Source organism: Paenibacillus sp. FSL H7-0331, assembly GCF_001956045.1.
On the sequence record NZ_MRTH01000103.1, the window covers coordinates 1 to 4,272 of the forward strand.

At 37.2% G+C, this 4,272-nt stretch carries 5 protein-coding genes; all 5 read left to right on the forward strand.

Annotated elements, in window-relative coordinates; translation table 11 throughout:
• The first annotated feature begins 265 nt into the window (after nucleotides 1-265).
• Nucleotides 266-790: a hypothetical protein gene (locus BK127_RS42860; protein WP_083689989.1), complete on the forward strand. Its 525-nt coding sequence runs from the start codon at nucleotides 266-268 to the stop codon at nucleotides 788-790.
• A gap of 416 nt (nucleotides 791-1,206) precedes the next feature.
• Nucleotides 1,207-2,169, forward strand: a complete 963-nt coding sequence (locus BK127_RS41610; RefSeq protein ID WP_076238497.1) for a helix-turn-helix transcriptional regulator — start codon at nucleotides 1,207-1,209, stop codon at nucleotides 2,167-2,169.
• A 113-nt stretch (nucleotides 2,170-2,282) separates the two neighbouring features.
• The gene (locus tag BK127_RS41615; RefSeq protein ID WP_076238498.1) at nucleotides 2,283-2,909 is read left to right on the forward strand and encodes a type 1 glutamine amidotransferase family protein; all 627 of its coding nucleotides are present in this window, start codon (nucleotides 2,283-2,285) and stop codon (nucleotides 2,907-2,909) included.
• A 51-nt stretch (nucleotides 2,910-2,960) separates the two neighbouring features.
• A complete protein-coding gene (locus BK127_RS41620; protein ID WP_076238499.1) occupies nucleotides 2,961-3,485 on the forward strand; it encodes a VOC family protein in 525 nt (174 codons plus the stop codon).
• A gap of 206 nt (nucleotides 3,486-3,691) precedes the next feature.
• Complete coding sequence (locus tag BK127_RS41625) at nucleotides 3,692-4,108, forward strand: hypothetical protein (protein WP_076238500.1); 417 nt, start codon at nucleotides 3,692-3,694, stop codon at nucleotides 4,106-4,108.
• Nucleotides 4,109-4,272 lie beyond the last annotated feature (164 nt).

Genomic DNA, 4,272 nt, shown 5'->3' on the forward strand with positions numbered 1-4,272 from the left:
TCTGTTAAATAAGTAAAACATTCAAATTCTAAGAAAACATGAGCATTTAAGAGAAAAGTGATTCTCCATAGAGGGAGTTTAGTGCGAATGAGGTCATCATTAAGAGTTATTTTAGAACGTTGCTGTGCATCCTCCAGCTACATCGAACTCAGAGAATCCCTGTTTTTTGAAGTAATGGGCGGAGTAGTTTAATCCATTTGAGGTGATGTAACTATTACGGCATTTTCACGTCTATATTAGTAGTTAGGTTTATGGGGGACTTGGAATGCGTCATAAAAAAACATTTATTATAGCTTTTATGGGATTTCTAACTTTAGTGGTCGCATTCATTTATTTAACTCCTTTTGCGGGAAACCTTGTAGCGAATACAAGATTTGAAGAATATGCTAGAAGCGTTGGCATTGGAATTATAAAAAAATCTCCACCTCTTCCTAGTGTTACTTCGGGGCAAATACAAATTCCAGTTATCCAAAGTAGTTATTGTTGGGGCAATTTAGGATGTGCAGATTATGTAGGAGGAAAAACAATGTTAAAAGGGGTTACTCCTACTGCTGTAACTCCAGAAGCAGAAATTACAGTTTCATTTACTTATAAACCAGCACCTAATGGGTTGAATATTCAGCAATTTAGTGATGATAAAACGATACAAATTCCTTTGAAAAATGGCTCTTTTAATGCCCCAAAAGAAAAAGGTATTTATTACTACGGCATTTCAGCATTCTGGACAACCGAAGATGGTAAATATTCGAATGGTGACACATCGTCGGTTTTTGTTATAGAAATTAGATGATTTTGAACTTACGGAAAACGAGAGTGGAGGAGCTTGCATCAACACAGCTTCTCTTTTTCATTGAAGTAACGGGAGGTTAGTTGAACCAGAATATGAATTGGTGTCGAGGGACAAGAACATAGTCCGATTGTCGATTAGATGTTTGTCTAACGATTATCAACTAAATTGCCCTTGAAACAAGCTTTAGATAAAATCACTGATCGCATAAATTGATGGTACAAAAACAGATGTGACAGTGCTGCTCAAGGAAGTTGAAAAGATAGGGCAGACGAGTCACGTTGAATGTTGCGTTAGGATGGATAGGCTGAAAGATTGATCAATAAGGATGCATGCGATTCGCAAAGCTAATAATTTATTGTTATCCTTGATAAGATAAAAAGATGTTTAATAAATTAAAATAGATGAGGGTACATGTTATGCCAAAAAACGATAATATGTTGGCAATTTTATGGATGCTGAATTCCGGTGTAAAAATGACTGCAAAACAAATATCCGAAAAGTTAGAAATAAATATAAGGACAGTTTATCGGTATATAGATGCACTATGTGCCAGTGGAGTGCCTATAATATCCGATACAGGTCATAATGGCGGGTATAGCTTGCTTAATAATTTTATCAGAGCACCTCTGCTATTTGATATTGAAGAAAAGAAGGCACTCCTTCATGCAGCTGTTTTTGCAAAAGAAGCCGGATACCCTTTGAGTGAGGCATTAGGCAATGCGACATCGAAATTGAAAATGTATTCGAATCAGGAGCAGGAAAGTATACTTAGCCGTCATTTAGCCGGATTTGAAGTGATAAACCGCATGGGAGACCCTTCTGTTCTGCCGATACTGGCGGAATTGGAGCAGGCTGTAGCAAACGAATTCTCTGTAGAAATTGATTATCGCACAAGACGTGAAGAACAACCTAAGAATAGGGTGATAGACCCCTATGGAATGGTTTACTGGAACAATAAATGGTATACTGTTGCATTTTGCCACCTTAGGAATGAGATCCGTAGCTTTCGGGCAGACCGGATTCTACAAATCAAGCGTACTCCAATGCTATTTAAGCGTTCTGAAGATTTTTCGGCTCGTGAATTTTTTATGCAAAATCTGTTGCCTGATTTAGTAGGCAAGGACCGGTTAATTCCTTTAATTATTGGAGGCAGGTCAGAGGCATTGGATGACTTATGTCTGCATTGGTTTTTGGGGCATCATTTGAAAGAGCGGACAGCAAATCAAGCAATCTTTTTACTTGAGGAAAAATCAATTCATTTATATGTCCCTTATTTTCTTCTGTCCTACGGGAAATCCATTCAAGTAATCGAACCACAGAGTTTGAAGGAAAAACTTGTTGCTATTACGTCGGAGTTAATGGAATTTTATCAATGTTAATAGCTTCACTGACAGCAGATGTCAGTGAAGCTATTTTATAATGATGATAACAAATGATTACCGATGGATGGTTGGTATCACTTGATGAATTGTAAAATAAGGAGAACTTGCAAATGAATAATACGGTATATCTTTATGTGTTTGACACAATGGCAGACTGGGAAATAGGTTACTTAACTGCCGAACTGAACTCGGGAAGATATTATAAAAAGGGGCTGGCCCCATCAAAAATAGTTACCGTGGGGATTGAAAAGACTCCTGTAACTACAATGGGCGGATTGAAAATACTTCCAGACATCAAACTGGATGAGTGTAGAATTGAAAGCACAGATGCATTGATTTTACCCGGTGGAGAAACATGGACAGAAACTATTCACCAACCCATCCTAAAAATCGCCCAGAGGTGTTTAAAGGAAGGTATATTGGTAGCAGCGATTTGTGGTGCTACAATTGCACTTGCTCAGACAGGACTGTTGAATTCACGTTGGCATACAAGTAATGATCTGGCCTACCTTAAAATGATCTGTCCCACTTACACGGGCGAAAAGTACTACAAAATGGAGTCTGCTGTAACTGATGGAAAACTGATCACTGCATCTGGAATAGCTCCGTTGGAATTTACTGTACACGTTTTGAAAGCTCTGGGTGTGTTTTCTTCAAAGACGTTAGAGGCTTGGTATAGTCTTAATAAGACTCATGAATCCAAATATTTCTATGAGATGATGGATTCAATCCAATGAAAGTATAAGCATAAAATTGATAGGTTATGATCATTTAAAGGAGGAGTAAAAGTGACTGAAAGTATAAAATATTTGGGAGTGTCAGGTAAATATACAAAGAATGGAACACCCAACGGCTGTACATCTATTACCCCGTTTATAACAGTGAAGAACCCTTCTGAAGCAATAGAGTTCTATAAAACTGTTTTCAATGCAAGGGTTAAGGATATTACTGAATATCCTGATGGAAATGGTAATAAAATTATAGTTCATGCGGAATTAGATTTTGGAAATGGTTTTTTGCAGCTGGGAGCAGCGAATCCGGCATATAAACTAGTTTTGCCGCCAGATGAAGACAATGCGTGTTATTCTTTAGGAATTTACGTAATTAATGTTGATCAGGTATTTGAAAATGCGGTAGCAAGAGGAGCAAAAGTAAGGGAACCGGTTGCAAACTTTGTTTCAGGTGATCGATTCGGAAGTATATTGGATCCTTTTGGAGTAAGATGGTCTATTATGACTAGGATTGAGGATTTGTCAGAAGAAGAAAGTAGTCGAAGGGTTGCTGAATGGGCCAAAAGCTTTAACGTAGAATAAATGCAAAAATCATTTGAACAAAAAGTGTTAATAAGACAATATAATGCATAGTAGCAGTATGGACAGATTCTAACCATTTTCATCATCTGTGGTGCTGCGCTGGTTTTGCGCTGCATGCTTGGCTAACGGGTAAGTTTCTTTAGTATTGCAACTACTCCCATTACCCATATAATGGTAACATAGAGTGGGTAATGAGGGGGGAGTAAATGAAAGTAAATGAAAAAATAATTAAGATGAATGGTTATTTAGAAGCTATGGCTTTCTTAAATTTAAGACCTAATCATAAATATACTTTTGAATTTATTTGGTTTGACGGTAACAAGTTAAATGAGCCATCGAATTTAGAATATTTAGCAGATTGGTGCTATGAAATAAGAAAGGTACTGTTATCATGGTTTTTTGAGGTATGTGAAGAATATGATATGCCAGAGATACCTATTAAGTTTCAGGAACCTTGTGTAGAACGATTTTTAGTATTAATTGAGGATTTTTTTGGAGACCAATCCTTTGGAGTTTATCGCAAGATATATGGACCAGTTCTATCAAGTGAGTTTGGATATGAAGAATATATATTTATGACGAGTAACGAATCTTACGTGTTGGCTTACAGTGTGTCCGATTAAGTACAACATTAAGCTAAAGAATTACGATAGTGGAGGGGTTTGCTACGCGACAGTTCCTCTTTTCGATTAAAGTAACGGGCAGCATTCCTATAATGAAGAAATACGAGAGTTGAGAAACAAAAAGGCTCCTTGGTATGATGTTTATGGGTCCTAGATGCTAGCCA